Source organism: Xanthomarina sp. F1114, assembly GCF_026410255.1.
Taxonomy (GTDB): Bacteria; Bacteroidota; Bacteroidia; order Flavobacteriales; family Flavobacteriaceae; genus Xanthomarina.
Genome location: NZ_JAPMLL010000005.1, coordinates 32,476 through 58,565, shown reverse-complemented (window position 1 = coordinate 58,565; position 26,090 = coordinate 32,476). Strand labels below are relative to the sequence as shown.

Genomic DNA, 26,090 nt, shown 5'->3' with positions numbered 1-26,090 from the left:
GAAGTGGTGAATTTAATACAATAAGTGCTTGTGTACAATTATAAGCTCTACTTCTTAGTAAAAATATTTTTTAATTGGTTGTAATCAATATAATAAACCAATCTAATTGAAAAATTATGATCTATGGGTTGCTTAAAAAGGTTGTTTACACTATCAAAATAAGTGTCTCTAGAGGCATTAGAAAAATCGAACAAACTGTTTCTATATAATGCTGTTAACGTACTGCCAGGAGCAAATTGCCAAGAATATCCAAAGTCTAAATTCCATGTATTAAAGTTGACATCCGGATTACCTATATCGTCTAAGGTATAACCATTGTCTGTACTTAGACGTCCATTTTCTTCCAGTGTATATAGTTGATTGTTGTATGTAACTACACTCCAATAGTTTCTAAAAGATAAAGATAAGGCATGAAATACATTAAAATTATAATTTCCGGTAATGGTATTAACAAGTGTATTTTGATCTCTTTGTCCAAAAATTATATCGGTTCCAAGATCCTGAATAAATCCTCTGTCTCCAATGGCCTGAAAATAGTCTAAACTATAAATTAATGTCAGTCTGTCGTTAACTTTAATTCTAGGGCTAAGAGAAAATTCGAAATTAAAAACGTCTCGATCATCTTCAAACATGGTCTCAATTCCAAGCTCTGCATCTAAGGCAAAAGTTTTGTTATAATTAGATGAAACCCATCCACTAGTACTTAAAAAGTTTTCGTAAATAAAATAACGTCCTTCTGTTCTCGCTTCGTAATAGTCGTATTGCTTGCCTATCTCATAATTAATTCTGGCTCCATAACTAAGTAGATTTTTATTCTCAAGAGTAATACGGCTTCCTATGTTGTTTCCTGTGTATTTACTTGGATTGTACAACATGTTATAGTTATACCAAAGCCCATAATATAAGTCTATTAAATTACCCATAGGTTCAAAGATTTGATAAGAAAAATCAGCGCTAAAATTACTGTAGTTATTTCTAAAGTTAATACCTAAATCATTGATATCGTAATTTTTATCAGCTAACTCATGGCCAATGCTATATTGGTAATTCCCACTTATTTTACCAATCTCAAGTTGCGTATTGAATCCACTTTCGTTCCCATCTTCTAGATTAAGATAACTGTGTTTTACGGCTGCTTGGACGCCTATGGTGTTTTTCTTATTGGCATAATCTAGCAAGGCAGCAGTTACGTTGGCATCTCGAAAGTGTCCATTTCTGGTCACATTTGTATTGATTAAACTAACAGACGAGTTGCCGTTAAATTGCTGATCTATTACAAAAATATTATAATTTGTAATAGGTTCTATAAGCTCTTTTCTAGAGCTATAGCTTAAGGTGTCTTCTATTGTAGCATATGTTTTTTGAGTAATGGCATTAAAAATTCCAATCCCTAAGCCGTTTTTTGTTCTTCCAGAAACTTTAAAAGCGTTTAAAGTTTTAACCTTGTCTGGATACTTTTTAACTACTTCATTTGTTTCAAGATTAGTCTTTCCTGTGGGAGCATTTCCAACACGTCTAGAGTAAAATAAATCTCCTTTGGTAAATAAATCAACTCCTTCAGTAAAAAATTGTCGCTGTTCAGAAAATTGTTGTTCAAATGGACCTAAATTAAGTTCTACATCATCAAAACCCACCTGACTAAAATCTGGAATTAGAGTAGCATCTAAAGTAAAGTTCTCTGTGATACCATATTTTAAATCCATTCCTATATGATATTCGTCCTTTATGTCTTCGTTTCCTTTTTTACTAATTACAGTTGAAGCATATGGATACAGCATTAATCGGGTAGGAGGTTGGATATCTTTTATACCAAGTAATTGTCCGTGATATAAACCTATATTACCCACTTCAGGGTTTATAGGATTCCAGGTGTATTGTGTTCTATCCGTTCTAAAGTGTCTATGAAATTGTAAACCCCAAACATGATCTGTTTTATTAGAGAAACGCAAGGCTGAATACGGGATTTTCATTTCTACAATCCATCCATCATGAACAATATTTACAGCACTTTCCCAAACGGCATTCCAACCAAAATCCTCGCCAATAGTAGGGGAAGAAATCGCATCCGCTTGATTTCCTGTAGGGAAAACAAAAAATTCTGTATCGTTTTGTGAATCGTTATTTGGATTTAAGATGACTCCAAAAAAGTCGTTTATTCCAAAGTTATCACGACTTTGAAATTGTTTTGTTATTTCATCTGGGGTATCGTAGAGGTAAGCTCCAAAATAGATGGCATCATCGTCATAAGTAACCTTAACAATTGTTTTCTTATTGGGATTTTCTGGTACGCCAATATCTGGTCTAAACTGCGTAAAGCCTTCAGCTAATTCGGCATCTTGCCAAGCTATATCGTCTAAATCACCGTCTATTTTAGGAGCTATACTTGCTCTTTTTATATGAATATTTTTTTTCTCTTGAGCAAGAAAAGTAGTTGAGAATAGAAGAAATATAATTAAAAATGAAGTCTCTTTCATTAAATTAAAGTGATTGGTTGATGCTTTAAAGACAGCAAATATTTTAAAATGTTACACGTTAAGTTAATTAAGTATAATTTAATTGTTTTCAAAAATACTAACTTATAGTTAAACAATAATCTAATTCGTTTACTTTACCGTAAGCTTGATATCTGAAGTGGTTTTTATAACAATTTTGTCATACATCGCATTTTTGGAATGTTTTTTGGTATTATATTCATAATTAACAATTTATATGACTGTAGAAAAAAGTTCTAAAAGAAAAAAACTCCTATTAGGTATCCTATTCGATTTATTGGGGTATGTCTCTTATGTTTTTCCTCCTTTCGATTTTGTTTGGGCGCCTTTATCGGCCTATTTAATGACGAAATTGTACCCTGGAAGAAAAGGAAAGATTGCGGCTGTTATTTCCTTTGTGGAAGAAGCCTTACCAATGATTGATATTATTCCTTCGTTTACACTTATGTGGTTTTACACCTTTGTGCTTTCTAAGGAAACCCAAAAATCCCAGAAAAAACAAATTAAAATATAATAAAAAAAGCTGTCTATAAGTTCAATTTTTAATAGACAGCTTTTATATAAAATACGCTTAAATATAGTGGTTACAAACTATAAGTAAGTGAGACACTAATATTTCTTCCTATATTATAAATACCTTCTTCTTTTAATCTTGATAAATGATTGATATAAGTTTTATTTGTTAAGTTAGTTCCAGAAACAGCAATATTTAAGTTGTTCTTAAACAGGGTTATATTTCCACCAAATCCAGCGCTTAATAGGTTATAACCAGGCGTATTTGTTTCATATTCACTAGTTGAATTCTGGTTAAAAGTAGATTGAAGTTTCACAAAACTATAGAGTTTATTTACCCACTTGGTATCAAACTCTACTCTAAGAACATTACTTAGGCTATTGGCAGGGATAAAAGGCAAATACATCCCGTTATCTTGTTTTCCAGTTACGGTTTCAAAGCTACTCTCTACATGCAACCAATCTAATGGATGTGGATGAAAATGAAATCCAATTTCCCCTCCGTATAACTTTGAGTCTTCTTGTACATATTGGTAGACAGGAGTTTCATCTATAAAAGTACCCTCTGGTTGCATATAAATATAATCATTCACTAAATTGTAAAACCCGTTCACATAAAATTCCACATGTTCACTTTTAAACTCAAAAGATAAATCTGTTTGGAAATTTTGTTCGTTTGTTAGGTTTTCGTCTCCAATTTCAAATCTGTTAGTACCTTCGTGTGTTCCGTAAGAAGTTAACTCAGCAAGATTTGGTGCTCTAAACCCAGAGGCTACATTTAATCTTGTTGTAATTAAATCGAATAATTTGGTCTTTACTCCAAGAGCCCCGTTAAAGCTATTAAAGCTTTTAGTAAACCCGTTAACAACATCAATTTGTCTGGTATCAAAACGTGCTCCTACCTGTACATCTGCTTTTTCAAAGTGAATATGAGCCATCCCAAAAACACCAAAATCGTTGGTCGTAGCATCAGGAATTAATATCTCATGTCCGTAATTCCCGTTAGTTTGATGCATGCCTTGAGTACCAATAATGGTTTCGAATTTACCGTAAATAGGTAATTGATATTTTATGTCGTAATTAAATGTTTTAAGTTTCATTTGAAGAGCTGCTTCCAAAGCCTCATCACCGTGATCATCGTGATCATCGTGGTGATCATGATCATCATGGTCGTCGTGACCGTCATGGTCATGATGATCATGAGGTTCTTCAAATTCCTTTCTATCGTTATAAATATATCCTAAATTGATGTCTAAACTAGAGTTTTCAAAGTAGATATTAGACTTCGAACTAAATACATGATTCGTGATGTCCTGATAAGGTAATTCTGGAGTTTTTCTGGTAGTTTGCTCACCAATTTCACCAGGAATTCCTAATTTGGAATGGTTCATATTGTACCTAAATTCTGTTTTAAATTGCTTGTCTTGAAACCCAATTCCTGCTTTAAAATCTTGCTCTTTAAAACGGGAATTAGTTACTCTGTAATCTGCAGTATTGTAATCTGAATGTTCGCTAATACTTCCTCTAATAAGAAATTTGAGCTTTTCTGCAGATTCTTTATACCCAATATTACCAGAATATCCTTGTGTGTTTCCAAAATAAGTACCTTCAAAATCGGCAGCATTCGAGTCTTGCCCAGCAAATTTTTCAGGGTTTATGTATAAAACACCACCGAGTGCATCGCTTCCGTAGAGTAGAGAAGCCGGGCCTTTTATAACTTCCACGCTTTCCACGCCAGAATTATTTAGGCCTAAGCCGTGCTCATCTCCAAATTGTTGGTTTTCTAATCTAACACCTTGCGTATACACTAAAACACGATTAGAACTAAGCCCACGAATAACAGGTTTTCCAATACCAATTCCTGTGCTTATGCTTTCTACTCCGGCAATATCTGTTATTCCATCGGATAAAGTTAATGCACCTTTGGCTTTTAAATCTGTAATTTTAGCCTGCTCAACTTTCATAACATTTTCACTTTGTAATTTGTGAAATGGTGTTGATATAATAATTTCTCCCATTTCTATAGCCGATGGGTTTAGTGTAATTTCAAGTTTTCTATTTAAAGGAATAGAAATAGTCTTGGAAAAAGACTCGTAGCCCATAAAAGAGCAAACTATTTTATAGTTTCCAGAGGGTAAGTTATTTAAAATGAAATAGCCAGACTCGTCTGTGGTTGTTCCTTTTTCTAATTGTGGAAAATATATGTTAGCAAATGCAATGGGTTGGTTTGTATGATTTTCAATAAGCGTACCTTCTACGGTATTTTGCGCAAATAATGTTGGCGCAAACCATAAAAGAAACAAGCATGTTATTTGTTTCATTTGATATGAATTATAATAGTTTAAATAAATAATGTAGCCGAAGTTATTTCAGCATAAAAAATAGATGTAAAAAAAAAATTAACTATTATAAGAAGGAGGACCGCGAAGGGAAAAATGGAGAGCTTGAAACTCACTAATAAAGTCATATTGAGAAATGACTACTTGATGATTATCTTGTATTTCAAGAATTTTATAATTGTTTTCCGGAAGACTAAAAGCTGTATTTAGTTGAAATTTATGAAATTCACAATCTACATCCAAGGTGTGTAAGTGTGCTTGTGGCTCTCCCAGACAAACTTCGTGCTTATGATGACTATGATTAATTGCATGCTCTAGTTTAACGGCAGAAGGCGTCAAGACTAACAAAACCAAAAGAATGGATAAGACTCTAAAAATGATATGTTGGTTTATTTGTTGCACTAATCTAAAAAGCGTTTTAAGCCAAATCTTCTAAGCATTTTCTTTTCAAATTCCCAAAAGAATTTAAATTGGCCAAAAAGCCAACCCGTTGTAACTAATAGTATTTGGTAAAAAATTAGGCCAATAATAATGTATAAAATCCAATATACAGTAATATTTAAGTTTTCTTTAGTAATTCCTAGCAGTTTAATTACGGGTTTGCCAACAAATAAAGAAGAGGTTCCGGTTATGGCAAAAACAAGGAAAATTCGAATCATTTCCCATTTATAATCTACCTTCCATTTATTTTCTAACTTTTTAAAAATAAATAAAGTAAGTTTTAATAATACAAAGAAAATAACAGTAGTAGCTCCAATAACAAGAAGGATGTGAAATTCTTTTAAGAAAGCATTTACCAATTTATACGAACTATAAATCAAGGCTAAAATTCCTAAAATAGGAAAAATAAGCTGCCAGTTTTTTTGTATTTCCCAGTTCTTTTTGAAAGTCTCCATGCACACTTTTTTAAAAATGCAAAGATACTTTAAATTCTAGGAATATAACTAGTTAATTGTTGCTTATAGGTTAATTGAAAGTATATGAAATAGTTATACAGCTTGTAGTTTACTTCGTAACCATAATCTATAGATGGATCGTAGTAAATTTGAGACTCATATAGACCAGAAGGATATTCTTGTGGGTTCAGGGCTCTGTTGTTCCAGGCATCCACATATCTCTTATTTCTGGTTTCCATAAAGTCTTGTTCATAATAACCTCTAGGTCTGGCTCTAGTCTCTAACCATAAATTATAACCAGGTTCTATAATTATTAGTTCATATTCCAAATCGTTGTTGGCAATAGAAACAGTATCGTTTTTAGTAATATTTACCTCTTCGTTATTGGATGAATTATCAGTTGGTTGGCTAGACTTACAACTGTATAAAAAACCAGTAATTAAAAAAATGTACAGGAAAGATTTCATAGCAATTTGTTTCTCTTAAAGATACAAAAATCATATTTTGTTTGCTCGATTTCGAAAAGCTTTAACAAAAAAAAGTCAAACCTAAGTTTGACTTTTTAATATATAATGTAAAGATCTTATTTTCCAAAAAGCCCGCCAAGCAAACCTCCAAGTCCACCTTTCTTTTTACTACCACCTAACACCATTCCGGCTACATCGTCTATGACACTTCCGTCTCCATCGGCATCTAAAATAGATTCTAAAAAGTTTTGTTCGTTTTTAGCCGAATTTCCGCCTAATAAACCACCCAGTAAGCCTTCTAAGTCTGAAGAGCTGTCTACATTGTTTTCTTTAGTTTGCTTTGCTAACATTCCCATAAGTAGGGGAGCAGCCACTTTTAAAATATTAGCTACAGAGCCAGAATCTACTCCAGCACGAGAGCCAATTAAATTTTCCACATTTTGTTGTTTGCTACCTAAAACATGACCTAAAATTTTACTCCCATCGTTTAAAACATCGTTGTTAACACCACCGTCAAATAGTCCGCCAAGATTGTCCAGAATATTGTTTTCCTGTTTGCTATTTAAAGCACTTAAAAGGCCATCGGCACCTTGTGGAGTAGAAGCATTTCTTCTCATGGCCTGCATCATTACTGGAAGTGCCATTGTTAAAACTTGATTTGTTTTGTCTTCTGATTGATTTGTTTGGCCCGCTACACCATTTATTATGGTTTTACCCATGTCGCTATTAAGTAAATCTAATATTCCTGTCATTTTTTATATTTTTTAATGAAGTTGTTAAATTACAAAAAAGCCCATAAGAAATAAAACTTATAGGCTTTTAAAGTTCAGTTTGTTAACAAGTTTAATCTCTTTCTGTTTTTAAAAGACTTATAATTTGTTCAGCTAATTCAACACCTATTCTATCTTGGGCTTCATTTGTGGAAGCTCCAATATGTGGAGTTAACGAGATCCTACCATTCATTAAAACTTGAATTGCCGGAGTTGGTTCTTCTTCAAAAGTATCTAATCCTGCAAAAGCTACTTTTCCGCTTTCTAAAGCATTAACTAGTTCCACTTCATTAATTACTCCACCTCGGGCAGTATTGATAATTCCTACGCCATTTTTCATTATATCAAAATGATTTTTTTCTATTACATAATCTTCTTGAATTGGAACATGTAGGGTGATAAAATCGGCACTTTTTAAGATATCGTTCATTGGCTCCGTTTCAATTTCTACGTTGATAAACTGTCCATTATAAAACTCTACTTTTATATCTGCTTTTCCTACAAATTTATCACTGGCAATTACGCGCATTCCTATACCTAAAGCTATTTTAGCAACTTCCTTACCTATTCGTCCAAAACCTATAATACCTAAAGTTTTTCCTTTTAATTCCATGCCTTTGGCATAGTTCTTTTTTAGAGATTTAAATTGTGTATCTCCATCTAAAGGCATGTTTCTATTAGAGTCGTGTAAAAAACGAACGCCTCCAAATAAATGCGCAAAAACTAATTCGGCAACAGAATGTGATGAAGCTGTAGGTGTATTTATAACATGTATTTTTTTGCTTCGGGCATAATCGACATCTATATTGTCCATGCCAACTCCGCCACGTCCTATAATTTTTAAGTTAGGGCAGGAGTCAATTAAATCTTTTCGCACTTGGGTAGCACTTCTTACCAATAAAACATCAATTTTGTTCGTGTTTATATAGTTAATTAATTGTTCTTGAGCTACTGTCGTGGTAATAACTTCAAAGTCGTTGTTTTCTAAGACCTCTATCCCACTTTTTGAAATTCCGTCGTTTGCTAGTATTTTCATTTCTCTATCCCTAATCCTTTCCTTTTGAAAGGAGATTTATTGGGGCGTTTTAATTAGTATTTACTTTTATTTTTTTGTGCTTTAATAGCTTCTTTCTTTTGAAAACCTATGAATTATATTATGCTTTGGTCTCCAATTCACTCATAACTTCCACCAATACTTTTACACTATCCAATGGCATGGCGTTGTACATGGATGCTCTATAACCTCCAACACTTCTATGTCCGTTAACCCCGCTTACACCTGCTTCTTTTAGCATGGTTTCGAACGTTTCTTTAAGATTATCGTTTACTAAAGTAAAAGTAGCATTCATATTTGATCGATCTCCTTTAGTTGAATATCCTTTAAATAATGGGTTTAAATCAATCTCAGAGTACATAACTCTAGCTTTCATTTCGTTTTCTTTTTCTATAGCTTTAATTCCCCCAAGGTTCTTTAGCCATTCTAAAGTTAGCATTGAGGTATATACTGCAAAGACAGGAGGTGTGTTAAACATACTGCCTTTTTCTATATGCAATTTATAGTCCATCATAGAAGGAATTTTTCTGGATACTTTTCCTAGAATATCTTCTTTAACAACCACTAATGTTGTTCCGGCTGGACCCATATTTTTTTGAGCACCTGCATAGATTAAATCGAATTGAGAAAAATCTAAACTTCGTGAAAAAATATCGCTACTCATATCACAAACCATTGGAATATCGCATTTTGGAAAAGATTTCATTTGCGTTCCATATATGGTATTATTAGATGTACAGTGGAAATAATCGTAATCTGAAGGTATATCGTAGCCCTTAGGAATATAATTATAATTAGCAGATTTGGAGGAGGCTACTTCAAAAATATCATCAAATATTTTTGCTTCTTTAATGGCTTTATCGCTCCAAGTTCCAGTATTTAAATAGCCTGCTCTTTTTTCCAATAAATTAAGAGCTACCATTAAAAATTGAGTACTTGCACCTCCTTGTAAAAATAATACTTTATAACCTTTACCTTCTAGATTTAAAAGTTCTAAAACTAAAGATCTAGCTTTTTCCATAACATCTACAAAAGCTTTACTTCTGTGGGAGATTTCTAACAAGGATAAACCATCATTATTGAAATCTATAACAGCTTCTGAAGCTTTTAATAATACTTCCTGAGGAAGAATTGATGGTCCGGCACTAAAATTATGTATTTTCATAGTTATTCTCCAAATAAATGGAAATGGTGTTTAGTTAAACATCTATATCCTTAATAAATATGGTTTTAAAAACAGAGATAGATAATAAAGTCTTAAATTTTAACAACAAAGGTGCTAATTTCTTAAAGAAATAGAAATATAATTTGAATTAATTATTAACTAAATTTTCAACAAAAACTCTAAAGTGTCAACTCCATCAGCAAAATCCCAAAGGTTTGGGTTTTGAGTCTCCCCAAATGCTATATGGTTACTAGATAGGTTGTTGGATACCACACATTGGATGTCTTTAGAACTTTTTTCTAGCTCGTTTCTCAAGTTTTCTAAAGAGCTATAATGTTCATAAAAAACTGTGGCAATAGGAGAGGCGTAGCTAGAATCTTCCTTAATCATTAGAAAACCGTTTTCTAACATTTCAAACTCGCTCATTAAGTATACAGCTTTATTATAATCGTAATTATTGGCGTATTTGGCTTCATTTATAATTGGATGCCAAGCATACATAGCTTTAAAAAAGCCGTCGAAATCATAATTTTCAGGTACAAATAATTTAGAAACATTTCTGCATCCTAGTCCGTAGTATCTAAAAATATCATGAGAGAGTTGACTTAATTGTTCTTCTGTTTCATTTCCAGTTAAAACAGCTACCGAATTTCTGTTTTTTCTTATTATAGACGGTTTCCCTTTAAAATAATACTCAAAATATCTGGCAGTATTATCACTTCCTGTAGCAATTACAGCATCGAAATCTTTTAGATTTTCTTCTGTAAAAGTTATTTTCCCTTTAAACTTTGGAGCTACATATTCTAAATATTTAGCTAAAAATGGCAATAAATGTTTGTCGTTAGAAGATTGCTTAACCAGGACTTCATGTCCAGAAAGTAAAACACAAAAGAAGTCATGAAAACCAACCAAAGGAATATTTCCAGCCATTATAATGGCTATTTTTTTAGGTGTTACCGTATGGAATTGATAGTTTTTAGTAAACTGCTTTATGTTTTTCTCCGTCAGAGCTCTAGACCAATTGTTTAAACCAAACAGAATGTTTTCTTCTGTAAACCAACCATTGTGTTCTCTGGCTAATTTTAATTGATGTTTAAAGCCATCAAAAAACAAGTCGTTATGTGGAATATCGTTTTTTTTAACGATTCCGTTTGTTGAAAACTGACTTAAAAAATCGCCTAATTTAACAAAGGCTTGGATTCTTTCTTCTAAATTCATTATAAGGTTTGGTTATGAATTGTTTTGGCTTTATTTTTGCAGTTGCAAATTTACACAAAGCAAATGAGCAATGAAAGGTTTTGAATCTGATTGTAAACTTTATTTCCTCAAGAATCTATCAAGACCTATTAAAATTTAAATCGAAAAGATTAAAAAATACAATGGTATGGCAATAATTATAACAGACGAATGTATAAACTGTGGCGCTTGCGAACCTGAATGTCCAAATAATGCCATTTATGAAGGAGCAGACGATTGGAGATATAAAGATGGTACTAGTTTAAATGGAAAGGTTGTATTACCAAATGGGAAAGAAGTGGATGCCGATGAAGCTCAAGAGCCAATAAGCGATGAGATTTACTTTATAGTTCCAGATAAATGTACCGAATGTTTAGGATTTCACGACGAGCCACAATGTGCAGCAGTTTGTCCGGTAGATTGCTGTGTTCCAGACGACGATCATGTGGAGTCTGAAGACGAGCTTCTAGGAAAACAACGCTTTATGCATCCAGACGGATAAATTGAATTTAAATTAATAAAATAAACCTCAAGTTAAAGCTTGGGGTTTTTTATTACTTGTATTTTAGCTTTCTGTGATACATACAAAAGCTAACATTTTAATTTGCTTTGTAAGTTTATTATTATAAATGAATTATTACATTTAAAACTTCTTAGTAATTATTTAAGAAGAATTAATAGGTGACAAAGGAGAATTTTTAAACTCGTTTTTGTATTATTAATTAGTATGCAGCCTAGTTATGAGGATTTACTATAGTTACTTACGAAAGCAATTTGAATTGATAAAAAACCAAATCAACCATGAATAAAGTTAAGATAGTACTAGTAAGTATTTTAGGATTAATAATTTCCTGCACAGAAAACAACGAAGAAATAGTTGAAACAACCATAACAATTTCAGATTTAATAACAATAATTAACGAAAACCCTGATAACGATCAATACATAGGATCTATTGAAGCTTCAACTAATCAAGGGACTATAATTTATTCGATTACAGAACAAAATCCAAGCGGAGCTTTGAAAATTAATTCTTCAAATGGAGAAATAAGAGTGTTAGATCAAACACTTTTTGATTTTGAAATAAACCCAAGTATTACCGGTACAATTAAAGTAGAAAATGAAGGAGTTTCAGATACGGCAGACTTAATAATAAATCTGACTAACACAAATGATATTGATGCTTTAGATTTTGTAAAAACCCTTGAAGGTATTCCTTCAGTAAATCAATCGTTGGGGGTAATAGAAGCTACAACTAGTCAAGGAGATTTAACCTTTTCCATGATAGAACAAAGTCCTAATCAAATTCTAGAAATTAACTCCCTAACTGGAGAAGTAATAATACAACATGTTCCAAATTTTATGGGAAACCCGATAATTACTGGTACGGCAAGAATAGAAAATGGAGAAACCTTTAAGGATATAGATATTATTATAAACATTGTACAACCCTGTAATACTACAACAGTTCCAGTACTGAATGCTTTTTATCCTTTGAATTCTAATGCTATGGATGAAAGTGGATTTGATAATCATGGATCAGTTTCCGGAGCAGTATTAACAACTAATAGGTTTTCGGAAGTTGAATCGGCATATTATTTTGATGGAATAGATGATAATATACAAATTCAAGACAACGAACAGTTGTTTTTTGATAATGAATTTACCATTTCGGCGTGGGTATTTCCCCAAGCCATAAAAACACAACAAATCCTTAGAAAAGGAACTAATGTAAATGGAACTTCTTCTTGGCCATACGGTTTGGGATTGAGCGCAACAAACGAAGTTGTTTTTTCCGTTACAGCTGGAGGAGTTCTGTATCAGGCAAGGAAACAAGGATATAATATGAATCAATGGTATCTAATTACTGGAGTACTTAAAGACCAGAAAATATATTTATATGTCAATGAAGAACTAGTAGCCATAGAAGAAATTGAAGGAGAGATTTTTAACGATTCTCTACCACTCATAATAGGTACAAGATTAAGTATACCATCCAGCACCTTTAAAGGAAAAATTGATGATGTAAGAATATATAATGCAGCGCTTTGCCAAGAAGATATCACAGATTTATTTAATAATTAATTAGAATTTAACCGTATGGAACTTCATCAAGATTGTATTCTAAATATGTCCGTAATATGGAATATACATATATCAGAATTAGCCAAGCCATTCCTCTTTTAATCTTTAACTTTGCCCGAAGAAAAAAGACAGTATAATTACTATGAATAAGAATGCTTTGGAGCAAAAGCGAAGAGGTTGGATTTTAGCAGCTTTAATGCTTACAATGGCTTTGGCAGCAATGGATAGCACTATTGTGGCAACTGCAATTCCTCAAATTGTAGGAGACTTAGGAGGATTTTCTTTATTTAGCTGGTTATTTTCAATTTACCTGCTTATTCAAACCATTACAATTCCCATTTATGGAAAACTTGCAGATATCTATGGTCGAAAACCTATTCTAATTTATGGAGTAATTGTTTTTCTAATAGGTTCTGCTGCCTGTGGTGGCGCTTGGAACATGATAAGTCTAATTGTTTTTAGAGGTTTGCAAGCAGTGGGAGCTGGTGCTATTATGGCGACTGTTAATACCATAGCGGCCGATATTTACACCTTAGAAGAACGTGCAAAAATTCAAGGTTGGCTTTCTAGTGTTTGGGGTGTTTCAGCACTTTTAGGTCCAACTATAGGTGGTGCCTTAGCAGACTATGCTTCTTGGCGTTGGATATTCTTGATTAATATTCCAATTGGTATTGGTTCAATTATAATGATTAGCCACTTTCTACAAGAGAATAAACCTTCAAAACATCCAAAGATTGATTGGCTTGGAGCTTTCTCTCTTTTAGTAACTGGCGCTTTTATTATGTTTGGTTTAATGCAAGGAGGCCAATCTTGGGAATGGATTTCTTATGAAACTCTTATTTTTGCTGGGATATCTGTTATTTTGGTTTTTGCAACCATAAAAATAGAATCTCGCGCCGAAAGTCCTATTTTGCCAAGATGGGTATGGAGAAAACGTGTATTAGTAGGTGCCAATCTTGCTACAATTGGAATGGGATGCATGACTATGGGACCCAATATGTTTATTCCAATTTTTGCACAATCTGTTATAGGAGTAGGAGCAATTACGGCAGGATTTATATTGGCGAGTATGAGTATAACCTGGCCAATATCTTCATCTTTTTCTGGTAAATTATATCTGCGTATTGGATTCAGGAATACAGCTCTCTGTGGAATTATAATAGTTCTTATTGCGGTTTTAAGTTTCATATTTTTACCATATCCTGGTTCTGTTGGAGCATTAGTTGGAATTCAGTTACTTATGGGAGCTGGTTTCGGTTTAATCTCGACACCTTTAATGGTTGGAGTGCAATCTACAGTAGATTGGGGGAAAAGAGGAGTCGTTACCGGAGCTAGTATGTTTTCTAGATATTTTGGACAAAGTATAGGAGCAGCTATTTTTGCAGCTATTTTTAATTCGGTCTTATTTGATAAGTTAGAAGAAGCGCCAGAAAACTTAAAAAATGCTTTACCACAGGCAAACGAAGTGGTAGAGGTATTACAATCTGCTCAAGCAAACGATAGCGTTCAAACCTATTTGCAACACGTTTTTTTTGATTCTACTCACAGCGTATATATAGGTTTGCTTACGGTTGGACTTCTCACATTAATAGTTTTGTTGTTTACTCCAAAACATTTTAATAAAATTGAAAACTTTTAATCTTAACAAAAGTTCTTTTCAACTCTCTGTTGTAGTTTCGTTATTATGTAGAAGCAGATTTATAAAATGGTTTTGTATATATCTAATGTTCTACTAATTATGTAACGGATAACAGAAACTTGCGTCACATAAGTATATTCATCAATCAATCATAAAATGAAAATCTTCTATCTTTTCGCTATCATGATTATGTTTAGTTTTCATGTTAATGCACAAGACAATCCGTTTCAACCCATTCAGAAAAAAGATGGTTGGAAAATAATAAACCAATTTGAAAACAATTTGAAGCTTCAGAAAATGGATAGCCTAATTAGTACAGGCGATTTCAAACAAATTTCTAGTGTGCTTATTGCTTACCAAGGAAAACTGGTTTTTGAAAATTATTATAATGGTAATAATCTGGACACCAAACACAATACAAGATCTGCAACAAAAACTATTACAGGAACTCTTATTGGTTGTCTACTTCAGGATGGTGTTTTAGAAACGGTGGAAGAGAATGCCGCTAGGTATTCCAATATAACAGATATCCAGTATCCCGATATTAGAAAAAGCGAAATAACTATCGAAGACTTACTAACTATGTCTTCGCTTCTGGAATGCAATGATTGGGACCAGAACTCTCGAGGACAAGAAGAAAAAATGTATCTTATAGAAGATTGGGTAAGATTTTATTGGGATTTACCCATAAAAGGATTCCCAGAATGGATACCTAAGCCTAAAGATACAAAATATGGTAGAAGTTTTAGCTATTGTACAGCAGGAGTTGTGGTTTTGGGCGATGTAATTAATACTATAACTGGTTCTCTGGAAAACTATGCTGATCAGGCTCTTTTTTCTAAATTAGGAATTACAGATTACCATTGGCAAATAACTCCAACAGGTTTACCAATGACAGGTGGTGGCTTGGGCTTAAAAAGTAGAGATTTGCTAAAAATAGGCCAATTATACTTAAACAAAGGACAATGGAATGAGGAGCAGATTATCTCAGACAATTTTGTTTCACAATCTACCAAACCACACGCAGAAGTTGGAATGTTAGATTATGATTACGGTTATTTATGGTGGCTTTCAGAATTTGGAGAAATAAATAACAAAGTAAAAGCTAGTTTTATGACAGGTACAGGAGGGAATAAGATCGCTGTTTTCCCAGATTTAGATTTAGTAGTTGTATTAACTAGTACTTATTTTAATGGAGGAATGGAATCTCATACACAAACAGCCAACTTATTAGATGATTATATTGTTCCAGAAATTAAGAAACTGGAATAATAATTCTCGATAATTTAGATGATACAAAAATGGAAATCGTATAGAATAATTTAGTAAATATGCTAAATGTGAAAAACACAAAAGGAGATGGACACTTTATTTTATTATACCTGAAGGAAATTGAGAAAAATTCATTTATGGAAATGATACATCCATCCAATCTTAGTACTGTGAAATTAATGAATTAAAAGCTTAACGAAAATACTCAGAACATTCTTTTATATTCAGTAAAACAAGTAAAAAGCCTAATAAACTTCATACAAAGTAGTAATAATAACTCCTTTTCCGTTCTCTAATACAACAGATAGTAAGTGTTTTTCAGCTTTTGTTTTAAAGTTAAATGGCGATGCCATAATATTTAAACCACTTTGTTTTTTTAACCGAATTCCTTGTCCTGAAATAATATCTTTGTTCGGTATAAAGTTGCCTTCTGGAATATGTTCGGTTAAAATAATATATTTAAAAGCAGATAATTTGTTTAAAATACTTTGTACTTCGGCATTAGATAAATGCTGTAATACTTGTCTTAATATTGCGCAATCGCCCGTAGGTAAACTGTCTACAGCAAGATCTAAACATAAAAACTGTAAATTATCTTTTTTAAACGTTTCTTTATTATAAGCTATCAAGTCGGTTACAACATCTACTGCAATATAGCTTTTAGTGTATGGCACTAGTTCCTTTCCTATATTAAAGTCTCCACATCCCAAATCACAAACCGTTATTGGGTTTTTAAAAGAGGTTAAAAATGAAGTTAAACTATCAATATAAGGATTTACTAGTTTTGGATTATGCGAACCATCTCCAGAATAGAAACCAGCCCCGTTACCTCCCCAAAGGTTCATATTATACACCTGTTCCATAGCAGCTTTAGTTGGCCAAGGTGTTTTGGTTTCGTTATTTTTCATAAACAGAAATAAGTTCCATATAACATATAATTAGTAAGTTTATCAATAGAATGAAACTGTTGTCATATTTAAAACAAACTTACAAAAATATGAGAATGATTTGATTCAACTTAGATAACACAATAAATTGGACTTTAAATTTACTAATAGAGTCTAAAATATGAACCAGTTTAGCTTTTAAAAAGTTAATAGAACACCTTTCTTAAGTAAATAAGATTTCTAACTTAAACATTTCCCTAATTCCTCGTTAAAACATTTCAAGGAATTAACTACCTTTGCAGCTTGAAAAAATAAGTACAACCATTAAAGAGATTCCTGCTTTAGCAGGAATATAGAATATGAAAGCAGGCATCGTAGGATTACCAAACGTAGGGAAGTCGACCCTTTTTAATTGTTTATCTAATGCGAAAGCGCAAAGTGCAAACTTTCCGTTTTGTACTATAGAACCTAATATCGGGATTGTAAATGTTCCAGATCCAAGATTAGAAAAGTTGGAAGAATTAGTAAAACCAGAACGTGTACAACCGGCAACTGTTGAGATTGTAGATATTGCTGGTTTGGTAAAAGGAGCTAGTAAAGGTGAAGGTTTAGGAAATCAGTTTTTAGCTAATATTAGAGAAACAGATGCCATTCTTCATGTTTTACGTTGTTTTGATAACGATAATATTGTCCATGTAGACGGAAATGTAAATCCCATTCGCGATAAAGAAACTATCGATATGGAATTGCAATTAAAAGACTTAGAAACTGTAGATAAAAAACTAGATAAAGTAAAACGTGCAGCTAAAACAGGAAATAAAGAGGCTCAAAAAGAAGAGGCTGTTTTATTAAAAATAAAAGCTGGTTTAGAAGCAGGTACTTCGGTTAGAACTTTAGAATTTTCAGAAGAAGATTATTTAGATTTTGTTGTGCCTTCACAGTTTATTACAGACAAACCAGTCATGTATGTATGTAATGTAGATGAAGGTTCTGCAACCTCAGGAAATGCTTATGTAGACACAGTTCGCGAAGCTGTTAAAGACGAAAATGCTGAGGTTTTAGTATTGGCAGTAGGTACAGAAGCAGATATTAATGAATTGGATGATTACGAAGAGCGCCAGATGTTTCTAGCCGATATTGGATTGGAAGAAGCAGGTTCTGCAAAATTAATTCGTTCGGCTTATAAGTTGTTAAAACAACAAACCTATTTTACAGCCGGGGTAAAAGAAGTTCGTGCTTGGACAGTAGATGTTGGAGCAACCGCACCACAAGCTGCTGGAGTTATTCATACCGATTTTGAAAAAGGGTTTATTAGAGCTGAGGTTATTGCTTATAACGACTTTGTAACCCTGGGAAGCGAAGCCAAAGTTAAAGAAGCCGGAAAAATGCGCGTAGAAGGAAAGAACTATGTAGTTAAAGATGGAGATGTCATGCATTTCTTGTTTAATGTATAGCTAAATATGAAGCCTTTCTTCGAGGTTCTATTAAAATATATATTAAAAGCCAATGTTCTCAACAACATTGGCTTTTTTATTGTTAATTACTTTGTGACTTTGGTATTTTATAATTTGGTACGAAGTCTTATATTAGCAACGCACCAAAATTTGTACCAATTTTATGTCTGAACAATCCAATTATACCGAAGATAACATACGCTCATTAGACTGGAAAGAACACATTAGAATGCGTCCTGGAATGTATATTGGGAAGCTAGGTGATGGATCTTCTCCAGACGATGGTATCTATATTCTCTTAAAAGAGGTCCTAGACAACTCCATAGACGAATATGTCATGGGAGCAGGGAAAACTATCGATGTCTCTATTCAAGGTAGCAAAGTAATTGTTCGCGATTATGGACGTGGTATCCCTTTAGGAAAAGTGGTGGACGTAGTTTCTAAAATGAATACCGGTGGAAAATACGATTCTAAAGCTTTTAAAAAATCTGTAGGATTAAATGGAGTTGGTACCAAAGCCGTAAACGCATTGTCTTCGTTTTTTAGAGTAGAATCCACGAGAGAAAGTAAATCGGCTTCTGCAGAATTTGAACAAGGAAACCTTACTAATCAAGAGTTACTTGACGATACCTCAAGAAGGAAAGGAACTAAAGTTTCTTTTGTTCCAGATGAAATTATCTTTAAAAACTACAAGTACAGAAGTGAGTATGTAGTAAAAATGCTTAAAAACTATGTGTATTTAAACACAGGTTTAACTATTGTTTTTAATGGCGAAAAATATTACAGTGAAAATGGATTAAAAGATCTGTTATCTGAAAATATTAAAGACACAGACAGGCTTTATCCAATTATTCATTTAATGGGAGAAGATATAGAAGTAGCTATTACCCATAGTAAAACACAGTATAGCGAAGAGTATCATTCTTTTGTAAACGGACAAAATACAACACAAGGAGGAACGCATCTATCCGCTTTTAGAGAAGCTTTAGTAAAAACTATAAGAGAGTTTTATGGAAAGAATTACGATGCCTCAGACATTAGAAAGTCGATAGTTTCTGCCATTTCCATAAAAGTAATGGAACCCGTTTTCGAAAGTCAGACCAAAACAAAATTAGGTTCTACAGATATGGGCGGAAATCTGCCAACAGTTAGAACATTTGTAAACGACTTTATAAAAACACAATTAGATAACTTTTTACATAAAAACCCGGAGACAGCCGATAAAATTCAGCGTAAAATTCTTCAGGCAGAACGTGAGCGAAAAGAACTTTCTGGAATTAGAAAATTGGCCAAAGACCGTGCTAAAAAAGCGAATCTTCACAATAAAAAATTACGCGATTGTAGAGTGCATTTTGGAGATGTTAAGAATGAAAGATATCTAGAAACAACTTTATTTATTACAGAGGGAGATTCTGCATCTGGAAGTATTACTAAATCTAGAGATGTAAACACCCAAGCCGTTTTTAGTTTAAAAGGAAAACCTTTGAACTCTTATGGATTAAGTAAAAAAATAGTTTACGAAAATGAGGAGTTTAACCTCTTGCAAGCTGCATTAAATATTGAAGAAACTATAGAAGATTTACGCTATAATAACGTGGTAATTGCTACAGATGCCGATGTGGATGGAATGCATATTAGGTTGTTGTTAATTACCTTCTTTTTACAGTTCTTTCCAGAAATTATAAAAGAAGGGCATTTGTATATTTTGCAAACTCCACTTTTTAGAGTAAGAAATAAAAAGGAAACTATTTATTGTTATTCAGAACAGGAACGTCTGGATGCTATTGCAAAATTAAAGCCTAAACCCGAAATCACTCGATTTAAGGGACTCGGTGAAATTTCTCCAGACGAGTTTGTTCATTTTATTGGAGAAAACATTCGTCTGGATCCTGTAATGTTAGATAAAGAGATGTCTATTGAAGACTTGCTTTCTTTCTATATGGGTAAAAACACACCTACCAGACAAGATTTTATTATAGACAACCTAAAAGTTGAATTGGATATAGTAGAAGAAAGTATATGAGAACCAATAATGATAAAGTAAGAAATGTTATTATTTCAGTATATTTTGTACTGATTGTTTTGGCCATACTCATGGCAACTATTTTTAAAGCTTTTAGCGACTTAACCGCAAACCCATTATTAACTTTCTTTATTTTGGTATTTGGCTTTGCAGCGCTGTTTTTTATAGTTCATTATATTTCAAAGTATTTTGAATACGACAGCGATGGTTTAAAGGTAGTTGTTACTAACAAGGGATTGCTACTCTCAGACTACTTCAACTATAGAGAGCATACCATAGAATTTTATAAAGACAGACTTGCAAGCTATAAATTCAATAATTATTTGGTTTATAAAGAATTGGTGCTGTATGTTAAAAGTTCTAGCGGCCATATTAAAAAGGAGCGTTTTAATGTGACTTTGGTTTCACGTAAAAAAAGAAAATATATCAGACAGTCATTGCGAAAAATGATTAAGGAAAATAGAAAATCTAAAGATTAATGAGCGAAGAGAACAACGATTTGTTAAATGAACAAGAAAATAACCAGGAAACCATAACTAAGGTTTCTGGTATGTTTAAAGACTGGTTTTTAGATTATGCATCTTATGTAATTTTAGAACGTGCAGTACCCGCCATAGAAGACGGGTTTAAGCCAGTACAACGCCGTATTATGCATTCCATGAAGGATTTAGACGACGGTCGTTACAATAAAGTAGCTAATATTGTTGGTCATACCATGCAGTATCATCCACACGGAGATGCGAGTATTGCCGATGCTATGGTTCAAATTGGTCAGAAAGACTTATTGATAGATACGCAAGGAAACTGGGGTAATATTCTTACTGGAGATAGCGCAGCAGCATCTCGTTATATCGAAGCGCGTTTATCTAAATTTGCCTTAGATGTTGTTTATAATCCTAAAATAACAGAATGGCAAGCCTCATACGATGGGAGAAGAAAAGAGCCTATAAACCTTCCTGTAATGTTTCCATTACTATTGGCTCAAGGAGGGGAAGGTATTGCCGTAGGGCTTTCAACAAAAATATTACCTCATAACTTTATCGAACTTATCGAGGCTTCCGTAAAGCATCTTCAGGGAAAACGATTCACTATATTACCAGATTTCCCAACAGCTGGAATTGCAGATATTACCAATTATAACGATGGCTTACGAGGAGGAAAAGTTCGAGTTCGGGCAAAAATCTCTCAGTACGATAAAAACACTTTGGTTATTACCGAAATTCCTTATGGAACCAATACGTCTTCCTTAATAGATTCTATTTTGAAGGCTAATGATAAGGGAAAAATAAAAATTAAAAAAATTGAAGATAATACAGCTGCAAAAGTAGAGATTCTGGTCCATTTACCTGGAGGGATTTCTCCAGATAAAACCATAGATGCTTTATATGCATTTACCAATTGCGAGATTTCCATTTCGCCTTTAGGTTGCGTTATCGAAGATAATAAACCTCTCTTTGTTGGGGTTTCTGAAATGCTTCGTCACTCCACAGATAATACAGTTCAACTTTTAAAAAGCGAGTTGGAGATTCAACTTGGAGAGTTTGAAGAACAATGGCATTTTGCATCTTTAGAGCGTATTTTTATAGAAAACAGAATCTATCGCGATATTGAAGAAGAAGAAACTTGGGAAGGCGTTATAAAAGCTATAGATAAAGGGTTAAAGCCTCATACCAAACATTTAAAACGTGCCGTTTTAGAAGAAGATATAGTTAGGTTAACAGAAATTCGAATCAAACGTATTTCTAAATTCGATATAGATAAAGCGCAACAAAAGATTGATGCTTTAGAAGACCAAATTGCAGAAGTAAAACACCACTTAGCAAACTTAATAGATTACGCCATTGCTTTTTTTGAAAGACTAAAAAAGGACTATGGAGAAGGTAAAGAAAGACAAACTGAAATTAGAGTTTTTGAAGATGTAGATGCTACCAAAGTAGTAATTAGAAATACCAAACTTTATGTAAATAGGGCCGAAGGTTTTATAGGAACATCTCTTAAAAAAGACGAATATGTATGCGATTGTAGCGATATAGACGATATTATAGCATTTACAAAAGATGGCATAATGATGGTGAGTAAAGTGGATACAAAAACCTTTGTTGGTAAAGATATTATCCATGTGGCTGTATTTAAGAAAAAAGATAAACGTACCATATATAATCTAATTTATAAGGATGGAGCTAAAGGACCATCTTACGTGAAACGTTTTTCAGTAACTAGCGTAACCCGAGATAGGGAATACGACTTAACCAACGGTACTAAAGGTTCTAAGGTGTGGTACTTTTCTGCCAACCCTAATGGCGAAGCAGAAGTGGTAACTATTAATCTGCGACAAGTAGGCAGTATTAAAAAACTAAAATGGGACTTGGACTTTGCTGATATTTTAATAAAGGGACGAAGTTCTAAAGGTAACAGAGTCACAAAACACGCAATTAAAAAAATTGAACTTAAAGAGAAAGGGGTTTCTACCTTAAAACCTCGAAAAATTTGGTTCGATGATACAGTTCAACGCTTAAATGTGGATGAAAGAGGTGATTTAGTGGGAGAGTTTAGAGGAGAAGACCGTATTTTAATTATCAATCAATCAGGAACAATAAAAACCATAGTTCCGGAAATTACAACACATTTTGATAGCGATATGATTGTTATGGAAAAATGGATTCCTAAAAAACCAATTTCTGCAGTTTACTTCGACGGAGAAAAGGAACGCTATTATGTAAAACGGTTTGTTGTGGAAAACGAATCTAAGGAAGAAAGCTTTATTTCTGATCACCCAAACTCACAATTGGAAATTGTATCAACAGATTGGAGACCAAGGGCAGATGTAGAATTCACTAAAGAACGCGGTAAAGACAGAAGAGAGAACTTAGAAGTTAATTTTGAAGAGTTTATTGCTGTAAAAGGAATAACTGCACTTGGTAATCAGCTCACAAAAGATAAGGTAAAGCAGATAAATTTGTTAGATCCTCTGCCATACGAAGCACCAGAAGAATTACCAGCTGAAACTATTGAGGTGGTGGATGAAGAGAACTTATCGGACTCAGATAGTTCTACCTCTAAGAAGAAAGAAAAAAACGACCAGAAAAAGAAAAGTAATGATTTAGATGAAGAAGGACAAACAACGTTGTTTTAATAAGTATCCATAAAATTAAAAAAATGTTAAAGCCTAAAAAATAAATTAAGTATATTTGATATGTATTTAATCAATTAATCAAACAATTATGAAAAAAATATTATTATTAACCGCAATCGCAGTATTTGGATTTACTTCAATGAATGCGCAAGATGACTTTGCTGATAAAGCTAAAAACGGAAGTTTTTATCTTGGAGCTAATGTTGGATTTCCATTCAGTACAGCAGGCGATATTACTTCTTTTAACTTTGGTTTCGATGGCGCTTATTTATTTGAAGTTGTAGATAACTTAGAAATAGGTGGTCTATTAGGTTACACCCATTTTATTGCAGATGGTGATTATAGATATTACGATTGGAATGATGGAGATTACTTTGTTCAAAATTATAAAGATGCTTCTTTTATTCCGATAGCGGCCTCTGCCAGATATTACTTTGGTAATCATAAGTTTTTTGGAGGTTTAGATTTAGGAGTTGGAATTAATGTGTCTGGAGATGCAAAAACAGGGTTTTATGCCAGACCTAAATTTGGTTTTGATTTAGGAACAATTGCTTTAATTGCTTCTTTCCAAAGTATTTCGGGCGGAGTTGATTATGGAGACACTTATACTGGAGGAACTTATGTTTCTGGAAGTGGTTTTAACTCTTTCAATTTTGGAGTTGAATTTGGTTTCTAATAAATATGCTAAAAACATTTTTAAAAATTTTAAAACCGAAGTTTAACTTCGGTTTTTTTGATTAACCTATCCATTAAAAAAGATTTTTATTTATCTTTAATAATAATAAAAACAAAACATATGAAAAAACAAATTTTAACACTTATAGTTGCTACCCTGTTTAGCGCATTTACTTATGCCCAATCTGGTTTTAATATAGGTGCAAGTATTGGATTCCCATACGAAAATTATGATGGATACGAATTTTCTTTTGCCTTCTCTGCAGATGCCAATTATTTATTTGAAATAAATCAAGCATTCGATATTGGTTTAGCTACTGGTTACGGACAAGCCTTTGGAGATAGTTATTATGTTGGTCCTTTTTATGGAAATTTTGACACACCAGATTTCCAATATGTACCTGCAGCAGCAGCACTTCGTTTTAATGTAAATAGACGTTTGGTATTTGGGGCAGATATAGGTTATGCTTTCTCCGTTACAAGCGCAAAAGATAATTTTAATAATAGATACTATGATGGAGGTTTTTATTGGAGACCAATGTTTGGTTTTAACCTAAACGAGCGTTTTCAATTGAATTTTAATTATATTGGAATAAGCGATAGTTACTTTTATTATTCAGCATTTAATCTTGGTTTTACTGTTAACCTTAATTAGATAGTTCGACTTAATACAAAACTAAAAACCGAAGTTAATAGCTTCGGTTTTTTTATAAGGTCTTGTTAAATGTCTGTGTTTTCCTGTTAAATTAAGTTAACAATCCGACTAAAACAGAGTCTTGTTTCGTAATTAGTTTGTTAACCTTAAAAATTAGAAACATGAAAAAATTGATTTTATTTACAGGATTAGTCCTTTTTAGTTTAAGTACAGCTTTGGCACAATCAGACTCTAAAGCCGTTCAATTAGGTGTAAAAGGAGGTGCAAATTTCTCTACAATTTCTGGAGACGACATTAGCGATACAAAATCTAGAACGAGTTTTAATGTAGGTCTACTTGCCGAAATACCAATTACAGAAAGATTATCAATACAACCTGAGATTATGTATTCTGGTCAAGGGTTTGATGTCAAAGAAATAAATCAAGGTAATATTTTTGATACCGATGAAAATATTGAATACCAATTAGATTATATCCAAGTGCCTGTTTTATTAAAAGCCTACTTAGTTAAGGGTTTAAGTATAGAAGTAGGACCTCAGTTTGGATTTAAAGTACATGAGGAGCTAGATTTTCAACCTAATTCTGATGGAGGAGACCTAGAAGTAGATCCAGACTCTTCTTATGTAAAAGACTTCGATACTAATTTAGCGTTTGGTGCCGGATATAAATTCGATAATGGTTTTTTTGTTAATGGCCGTTACAATTTAGGTCTGACCAATATTTTTAAAGAAAATACAATTTTTGAAAATATAGACGCAAAAAACGCTGTTTGGCAAGTAGGAGTAGGGTTTATGTTTTAAACCATAGCAAATAAAATGAAAAAACCGAAGTAATTAACTTCGGTTTTTTTATTATTTATTATTGAGATCTCAAAATACAAGCAAGCCTTAAAATTGAGGATTATAAAATCATAAACTTCTGTCTTATTTTTATTCTTCGTCTATATTTAGATCTTCTGTTTCAATATCTAAATCTTCTTCATTTATATCTAAATCCTCTTCGTTTAAATCAATATCTAAACTCTCTAAATCTTCAATAGCTTTTTCTTCAGACTTTAATTCTCTTATTTGCAATTCTTCAGTATTTCCTATTTCTACAGTATGAAAAATAGATTTATAAATAGAAATTGAAAGAGCAATAATGGTCAATAAAAATATTAGTTGAATCGTTTTTATAGGTTGATTGTTTTTGTTAGAAATATAGTACGCAATCAACCCAAATAATAAGGCCGCTATAGCAGGGAAATAAGCCAGATTAGATAAAGGTAAAACGGATAGGACTATAGCTAAAACTGCAGCGATAATTCCTAGAATAATAAGTAATTTTCTCATCTAA

The 26,090-nt window shown here is 32.8% G+C and carries 23 protein-coding genes; 12 read left to right on the top strand and 11 right to left on the bottom strand.

What is annotated here, in order from left to right; all coding sequences use genetic code 11:
* Nucleotides 1-47 precede the first annotated feature (47 nt).
* The gene (locus OS188_RS05140; RefSeq protein WP_267147758.1) at nucleotides 48-2,474 is read right to left on the bottom strand and encodes a DUF5916 domain-containing protein; all 2,427 of its coding nucleotides are present in this window, start codon (nucleotides 2,472-2,474) and stop codon (nucleotides 48-50) included.
* A gap of 235 nt (nucleotides 2,475-2,709) precedes the next feature.
* On the opposite strand from OS188_RS05140, the gene OS188_RS05135 reads away from it, so the two are divergent.
* Nucleotides 2,710-3,006, top strand: a complete 297-nt coding sequence (locus OS188_RS05135) for a hypothetical protein (protein WP_267147757.1) — start codon at nucleotides 2,710-2,712, stop codon at nucleotides 3,004-3,006.
* A gap of 70 nt (nucleotides 3,007-3,076) precedes the next feature.
* On the opposite strand, the gene OS188_RS05130 is transcribed toward OS188_RS05135, so the two are convergent.
* The 8 genes from OS188_RS05130 to OS188_RS05095 form a co-directional block, all read right to left on the bottom strand.
* Entirely contained in the window at nucleotides 3,077-5,326 is a 2,250-nt protein-coding gene (locus OS188_RS05130) for a TonB-dependent receptor (RefSeq protein ID WP_267147756.1), read from the bottom strand.
* Nucleotides 5,327-5,404: 78 nt separating this feature from the next.
* Nucleotides 5,405-5,683 (bottom strand): hypothetical protein, encoded by a 279-nt coding sequence (locus OS188_RS05125; protein ID WP_267147755.1) that lies wholly within the window; start codon nucleotides 5,681-5,683, stop codon nucleotides 5,405-5,407.
* A 62-nt stretch (nucleotides 5,684-5,745) separates the two neighbouring features.
* The gene (locus tag OS188_RS05120; protein WP_267147754.1) at nucleotides 5,746-6,240 is read right to left on the bottom strand and encodes a DUF6787 family protein; all 495 of its coding nucleotides are present in this window, start codon (nucleotides 6,238-6,240) and stop codon (nucleotides 5,746-5,748) included.
* 29 nt (nucleotides 6,241-6,269) lie between these two features.
* On the bottom strand, nucleotides 6,270-6,707 hold the full coding sequence (locus OS188_RS05115) for a DUF6146 family protein (protein ID WP_267147753.1): 438 nt from the start codon (nucleotides 6,705-6,707) through the stop codon (nucleotides 6,270-6,272).
* Nucleotides 6,708-6,823: 116 nt separating this feature from the next.
* Nucleotides 6,824-7,459, bottom strand: coding sequence for a DUF937 domain-containing protein (locus OS188_RS05110; protein WP_267147752.1), 636 nt, complete (start codon nucleotides 7,457-7,459; stop codon nucleotides 6,824-6,826).
* Between the two features lie 91 nt (nucleotides 7,460-7,550).
* Nucleotides 7,551-8,513 carry a D-2-hydroxyacid dehydrogenase gene (locus tag OS188_RS05105; RefSeq protein WP_267147751.1) on the bottom strand — a complete coding sequence of 321 codons (963 nt, stop codon included), beginning with the start codon at nucleotides 8,511-8,513 and terminating at the stop codon, nucleotides 7,551-7,553.
* Nucleotides 8,514-8,631: 118 nt separating this feature from the next.
* Entirely contained in the window at nucleotides 8,632-9,696 is a 1,065-nt protein-coding gene (serC, locus tag OS188_RS05100) for a 3-phosphoserine/phosphohydroxythreonine transaminase (protein ID WP_267147750.1), read from the bottom strand.
* Nucleotides 9,697-9,855: 159 nt separating this feature from the next.
* The gene (locus OS188_RS05095) at nucleotides 9,856-10,914 is read right to left on the bottom strand and encodes an acyl-CoA reductase (RefSeq protein ID WP_267147749.1); all 1,059 of its coding nucleotides are present in this window, start codon (nucleotides 10,912-10,914) and stop codon (nucleotides 9,856-9,858) included.
* A 166-nt stretch (nucleotides 10,915-11,080) separates the two neighbouring features.
* Between OS188_RS05095 and OS188_RS05090 the strand changes: the two genes are divergently transcribed.
* The 4 genes from OS188_RS05090 (at nucleotide 11,081) to OS188_RS05075 (ending at nucleotide 15,928) form a co-directional block, all read left to right on the top strand.
* Nucleotides 11,081-11,434, top strand: a complete 354-nt coding sequence (locus OS188_RS05090) for a 4Fe-4S dicluster domain-containing protein (protein ID WP_267147748.1) — start codon at nucleotides 11,081-11,083, stop codon at nucleotides 11,432-11,434.
* A 299-nt stretch (nucleotides 11,435-11,733) separates the two neighbouring features.
* Nucleotides 11,734-13,017 carry a LamG-like jellyroll fold domain-containing protein gene (locus OS188_RS05085; RefSeq protein WP_267147747.1) on the top strand — a complete coding sequence of 428 codons (1,284 nt, stop codon included), beginning with the start codon at nucleotides 11,734-11,736 and terminating at the stop codon, nucleotides 13,015-13,017.
* 142 nt (nucleotides 13,018-13,159) lie between these two features.
* Entirely contained in the window at nucleotides 13,160-14,656 is a 1,497-nt protein-coding gene (locus OS188_RS05080) for an MDR family MFS transporter (protein WP_267147746.1), read from the top strand.
* 156 nt (nucleotides 14,657-14,812) lie between these two features.
* Nucleotides 14,813-15,928 carry a serine hydrolase domain-containing protein gene (locus OS188_RS05075; RefSeq protein WP_267147745.1) on the top strand — a complete coding sequence of 372 codons (1,116 nt, stop codon included), beginning with the start codon at nucleotides 14,813-14,815 and terminating at the stop codon, nucleotides 15,926-15,928.
* Nucleotides 15,929-16,173: 245 nt separating this feature from the next.
* On the opposite strand, the gene OS188_RS05070 is transcribed toward OS188_RS05075, so the two are convergent.
* Nucleotides 16,174-16,836, bottom strand: coding sequence for a class I SAM-dependent methyltransferase (locus OS188_RS05070; protein WP_267147744.1), 663 nt, complete (start codon nucleotides 16,834-16,836; stop codon nucleotides 16,174-16,176).
* Nucleotides 16,837-17,174: 338 nt separating this feature from the next.
* On the opposite strand from OS188_RS05070, the gene ychF reads away from it, so the two are divergent.
* The 7 genes from ychF to OS188_RS05035 all read left to right on the top strand — a co-directional run bounded on the left by ychF (nucleotide 17,175) and on the right by OS188_RS05035 (nucleotide 25,555).
* The gene (gene ychF / locus OS188_RS05065) at nucleotides 17,175-18,269 is read left to right on the top strand and encodes a redox-regulated ATPase YchF (protein ID WP_267147743.1); all 1,095 of its coding nucleotides are present in this window, start codon (nucleotides 17,175-17,177) and stop codon (nucleotides 18,267-18,269) included.
* Nucleotides 18,270-18,432: 163 nt separating this feature from the next.
* Nucleotides 18,433-20,292 (top strand): DNA topoisomerase IV subunit B, encoded by a 1,860-nt coding sequence (locus OS188_RS05060; protein WP_267147742.1) that lies wholly within the window; start codon nucleotides 18,433-18,435, stop codon nucleotides 20,290-20,292.
* On the top strand, nucleotides 20,289-20,771 hold the full coding sequence (locus tag OS188_RS05055; RefSeq protein ID WP_267147741.1) for a hypothetical protein: 483 nt from the start codon (nucleotides 20,289-20,291) through the stop codon (nucleotides 20,769-20,771). Before OS188_RS05060 ends, OS188_RS05055 begins: the two co-directional genes overlap by 4 nt.
* Complete coding sequence (locus OS188_RS05050; protein ID WP_267147740.1) at nucleotides 20,771-23,425, top strand: DNA gyrase/topoisomerase IV subunit A; 2,655 nt, start codon at nucleotides 20,771-20,773, stop codon at nucleotides 23,423-23,425. The genes OS188_RS05055 and OS188_RS05050 overlap by 1 nt, the downstream gene beginning before the upstream one ends.
* A gap of 88 nt (nucleotides 23,426-23,513) precedes the next feature.
* Nucleotides 23,514-24,101, top strand: coding sequence for a hypothetical protein (locus tag OS188_RS05045; RefSeq protein WP_267147739.1), 588 nt, complete (start codon nucleotides 23,514-23,516; stop codon nucleotides 24,099-24,101).
* Nucleotides 24,102-24,221: 120 nt separating this feature from the next.
* Nucleotides 24,222-24,755, top strand: coding sequence for a putative outer membrane beta-barrel protein (locus OS188_RS05040; RefSeq protein WP_267147738.1), 534 nt, complete (start codon nucleotides 24,222-24,224; stop codon nucleotides 24,753-24,755).
* A gap of 161 nt (nucleotides 24,756-24,916) precedes the next feature.
* Complete coding sequence (locus OS188_RS05035; protein ID WP_267147737.1) at nucleotides 24,917-25,555, top strand: porin family protein; 639 nt, start codon at nucleotides 24,917-24,919, stop codon at nucleotides 25,553-25,555.
* 129 nt (nucleotides 25,556-25,684) lie between these two features.
* On the opposite strand, the gene OS188_RS05030 is transcribed toward OS188_RS05035, so the two are convergent.
* Nucleotides 25,685-26,086, bottom strand: a complete 402-nt coding sequence (locus OS188_RS05030; protein WP_267147736.1) for an MraY family glycosyltransferase — start codon at nucleotides 26,084-26,086, stop codon at nucleotides 25,685-25,687.
* Nucleotides 26,087-26,090 lie beyond the last annotated feature (4 nt).